The organism is Oscillibacter sp. (assembly GCF_031978065.1).
Taxonomy (GTDB): Bacteria; Bacillota; Clostridia; order Oscillospirales; family Oscillospiraceae; genus Oscillibacter.
The window spans coordinates 1-4,172 of sequence record NZ_DALZCH010000168.1; the positions used below are offsets into that span (position 1 = coordinate 1).

General features: G+C 59.2%; 5 protein-coding genes. All 5 read left to right on the forward strand.

From position 1 onward, the window contains the following. Window positions 1–598: ABC transporter substrate-binding protein (locus RTK01_RS16010; protein ID WP_312281929.1), on the forward strand; the 598-nt coding region annotated here is incomplete at its 5' end. 188 nt (window positions 599–786) lie between these two features. Next, window positions 787–1,677, forward strand: coding sequence for a branched-chain amino acid ABC transporter permease (locus tag RTK01_RS16015; RefSeq protein ID WP_312281930.1), 891 nt, complete (start codon window positions 787–789; stop codon window positions 1,675–1,677). 10 nt (window positions 1,678–1,687) lie between these two features. Then, window positions 1,688–2,746, forward strand: a complete 1,059-nt coding sequence (locus RTK01_RS16020) for a branched-chain amino acid ABC transporter permease (RefSeq protein WP_312281931.1) — start codon at window positions 1,688–1,690, stop codon at window positions 2,744–2,746. A 37-nt stretch (window positions 2,747–2,783) separates the two neighbouring features. Next, window positions 2,784–3,581, forward strand: coding sequence for an ABC transporter ATP-binding protein (locus RTK01_RS16025; RefSeq protein ID WP_312281933.1), 798 nt, complete (start codon window positions 2,784–2,786; stop codon window positions 3,579–3,581). Window positions 3,582–3,585: 4 nt separating this feature from the next. Continuing rightward, on the forward strand, window positions 3,586–4,172 hold a 587-nt coding region (locus tag RTK01_RS16030; protein ID WP_312281932.1), incomplete at its 3' end, for an ABC transporter ATP-binding protein.

A 4,172-nucleotide genomic window follows, 5' to 3' on the forward strand; every position in this document is an offset into this window, starting at 1 on the left:
CGCTTTTGCCCCCGAGGCCGAGGCCAAGGGGTTGGAGGTTGTCTCCACTACGACTTTCCCCGACGACACCAACACCGATTTCTCCGTCCAGCTTGCCGACGCGAAGAACAACGGCGCCGAAATGGTCTTCATGCCCATCTACTACACCCCCGCCTCTCTGGTGCTGAATCAGGCCAAGAGCATGGGCTATTCCCCCATGTTCTTCGGCGGCGACGGCATGGATGGCATTCTCGCCATGGAGGGCTTTGACACCTCTATCGCAGAGGGTTTGATGCTGATGACTCCCTTCAACGCTTCCGACGCAGCCTCCGCTGATTTCGTCGCCAAGTATGAAGCGGCCTACGGCGAGACGCCCAACCAGTTCGCCGCCGACGGCTATGACTGCATCTACGCCATCTATTCTGCCTGTGAGAAGGCCGGCGTGACCACCGAGATGAGCCACGAGGATGTGTGCGAGGCCATGGTTGCCGCGTTCACCGCCTCCGACTTCAGCGTGGACGGCCTGACCGGCACCGGCATGACCTGGGGCACCAACGGCGAAGTGTCCAAGGCCCCCATGGTGGTGAAGGTTGAGAGCGGCGCTTACGTGACCATGTAATTTCCGGCTTCACGGATGCGAGAACTGGAAGGCCCCTTTTGGGGGCCTCCCGGTTTCCACCGTTCCGGCCGGGAGGATACGGCCCGCTGCGGCGGGCCGGGACCTCCTGACCAGAACGCTTCAAGGCAGTCCCGTGCCAATTCCGGCGCGGCGGCGCTTTAAATTTTGGAAAGCAGGTATCTCTTGCTATGACGATTCTCTCCAATCTGATTGGCGGCATAAGCCTGGGCAGTATTTACGCCATTATTGCTCTGGGTTACACCATGGTTTACGGCATTGCAAAAATGCTGAACTTCGCCCATGGCGACGTGATTATGGTGGGCGGCTATTTGTGCTTTATCACAGCGTCTTCTCTGGGCTGGCACCCGGTTCCCGCCGTGCTGCTGGCGATTACCGGATGCACGCTGCTGGGAATTACGGTGGAGCGGCTGGCGTATAAGCCGCTGCGCTCCGCCCCTTCTCTGGCGGTGCTGATCACCGCCATCGGCGTGAGCTATTTTCTTCAGAACGCGGCGCTGCTGCTGTGGGGCTCCGACACTAAGATTTTCCCCAACTTCTTTACCTTTGGCGGGGAGCGCGGCGTGTCGTTGTTCGACGGGCAGTTGAACATTGCCTATGTGTCCATGATCACAGTGGCGGCTTGCCTTGTGATTATGCTGGCGCTGACCGCGTTTACCGGACGCACCAAAATGGGCAAGGCCATGCGGGCCGTGTCTGAGGACAAGGGCGCGGCGCAGCTTATGGGCATCGATGTGAATTTCACCATTTCCATGACCTTCGCCATCGGCTCGGGACTTGCCGCCGTGGCGGGGGTATTGATGTGTTCCACCTACCCCACCCTGATTCCCACCACCGGCTCCATGCCCGGAATCAAGGCGTTTACCGCCGCCGTGTTCGGGGGGATCGGTTCTATTCCCGGGGCGCTGCTTGGCGGACTGCTGCTGGGGATCATCGAAATTTTTGCCCGCGCCTATATTTCTACTGAGCTGTCCGACGCCATCGTGTTCGGCGTGCTGATTGTCGTGCTGCTGGTGCGGCCCACTGGGCTTTTGGGCAAGCAGCTCCGCGAGAAGGTTTGAGGTGAAAGGGATGACTACAAAACTGAAACGCATGGCCCCCTCCACCCGCTCCAGCTTTATCACTTACGCCATGGTGATCTTGGTGTTTGCCCTGATGCAGGGAATGCTTTCTGGCGGGGCGCTGACCTCTTCCATGAGGGGAATGCTGGTGCCCGTGTGCGCGTATATCGTCATGGCGGTGTCTTTGAATCTGACGGTGGGCGTGATGGGTGAGTTGAGCCTTGGCCACGCGGGCTTTATGAGCGTGGGCGCGTTCACCTCCGTCATTGCGGCGGCGGCGCTGGAGAGCGCGATTTCCGCAGGTCCGGTGCGTCTGGCTGTGGCCATGGCCGTGGGCGGCGCGGCGGCGGGATTGGTGAGCCTGATTGTGGTGGTGCCGGTGCTGCGGCTGCGGGGCGACTATCTGGCTATCGTGACGCTGGCCTTTGGCGAAATCATTAAAAATATCATGAACTGCGTGTATGTGGGGCTGGACGCAGAGGGGCTTCACTTCGGCATGAGCGCCGCCGCCGTGAATCTGGCGGCGGATGGGGAAATGCTGCTGCAAGGTCCTATGGGCGCGGTGGGCATTTCCAAGCTGTCTTCCCTCACCGCGGGGTTTCTGCTCATCATGGTGACCCTTGCCGTGGTGTTGAACTTTGTTCACAGCCGGGCGGGCCGGGCGGTGATGGCCCTGCGGGACAACCGCATTGCCGCCGAGTCCGTGGGGATTTCCCCAGCTCGGTACAAGATGATGGCCTTTGTCACCTCCGCCGTGCTGGCGGGGCTGGCGGGCGGGCTGTACGCCATGAATTTCTCCTCCATTCTCGCAAAAAAGTTTGACTTCAACACCTCCATTCTGGTGCTGGTGTTCGTGGTGCTGGGTGGCATGGGCAATATCCGCGGCTCCATCATAGCCGCCGCCGCGCTGACAATTCTGCCGGAGCTGCTGCGCCAGTTTGCGGACTATCGGATGCTGGCCTATGCGGTGGTGCTGATTCTGGTGATGCTGTTTACCAACAATCCTGCGCTCAAGGCATTTTTTGCCCGCTTTAAATTTGGGCGCTCTGCCGGAAAGGAGGCCGCCTGATATGTTTTCAAAGTTGATTCCCGTCCCCTCCGGGGCGATGGTCCCAGACCGGGACGCAGGCAAAAGCCCCATTCTCGAGTGCATCAATCTGGGCGTCACCTTCGGTGGGCTGAAGGCGGTTGAAAACTTCAACCTGACCATCGGGCGCACGGAAATTGCGGGCCTCATCGGACCTAACGGCGCGGGGAAAACCACCGTCTTTAACCTGTTGACCAAGGTTTACCAGCCCACCAAGGGCACGATTCTGCTGGACGGCAAAGACACTCACGGGATGAACACCATTCAGGTGAACCGGGCGGGCATCGCCCGTACCTTCCAGAATATCCGCCTGTTCTCCAACCTCACGGTGGAAGAAAACGTGAAGGTGGGCATGGATAACGCTATGAGCTACAACATGTGGAGCGGCATTTTCCGTCTTCCCGGCTTCTGGAAGGAAGAGAAGGTAGCCCACGACAGGGCTATGGAGCTTTTAAGCATTTTTGACATGCAGGACATGGCCCTCGCCAAGGCCGGGTCCCTTCCTTACGGGGCTCAGCGACGGCTGGAGATTGTCCGGGCACTGGCCACCAATCCCGGCCTGCTGTTGCTGGACGAGCCTGCGGCGGGAATGAATCCCTCGGAGACGGCGGAGCTGATGGAGAATATCCGGAAAATTCGGGATACCTTCCAGATCGCCATTCTTCTCATTGAGCACGATATGAGCCTCGTGATGAACATTTGCGAGGGCATCTGCGTTCTGAACTTCGGGCATGTCATTGCCAAGGGCAGCCCCGAGGATATCCAGTCCAACTCCGCCGTGATCGAGGCGTATCTCGGCAAACAGAAGGAGGCATGAGGGCATGAGCGTTATTTTATCCGCGGAGGACTTGAACGTCTTTTACGGCAGCATTCACGCCGTCAAGGGCGTTTCCTTCGACGTGAACGAGGGAGAGATTGTCACTCTCATCGGTGCGAACGGCGCGGGAAAATCCACCACGCTGAACACCATTGCCGGACTGCTGCACAGCAAAACCGGCTCCGTGACCTTCATGGGCCAGAATTTAGGAAAGATTCCGCCCCACAAGATTGTCTCCCGTGGCATGGCGCTGGTGCCGGAGGGGCGGCGGGTATTTTTGCAGATGAGCGTTCAGGATAATCTGGAAATGGGCGCCTATACGCAAAAGAGCGCAGGAATTGCCGGAGACATGGAGAAGGTTTACGAGCAGTTTCCCCGCCTGAAGGAGCGGCGGCGGCAGGTGGCCGGGACCCTTTCCGGCGGCGAACAGCAGATGCTGGCCATGGGCCGGGCCCTGATGAGTCACCCAAGGCTTTTGATGTTGGACGAACCGTCTATGGGCCTTGCGCCGCTGCTGGTGGAGCAGATTTTTGAGATTATCCAGAGGCTGAACAAGGCCGGGTCCACCATTTTGCTGGTGGAGCAGAACGC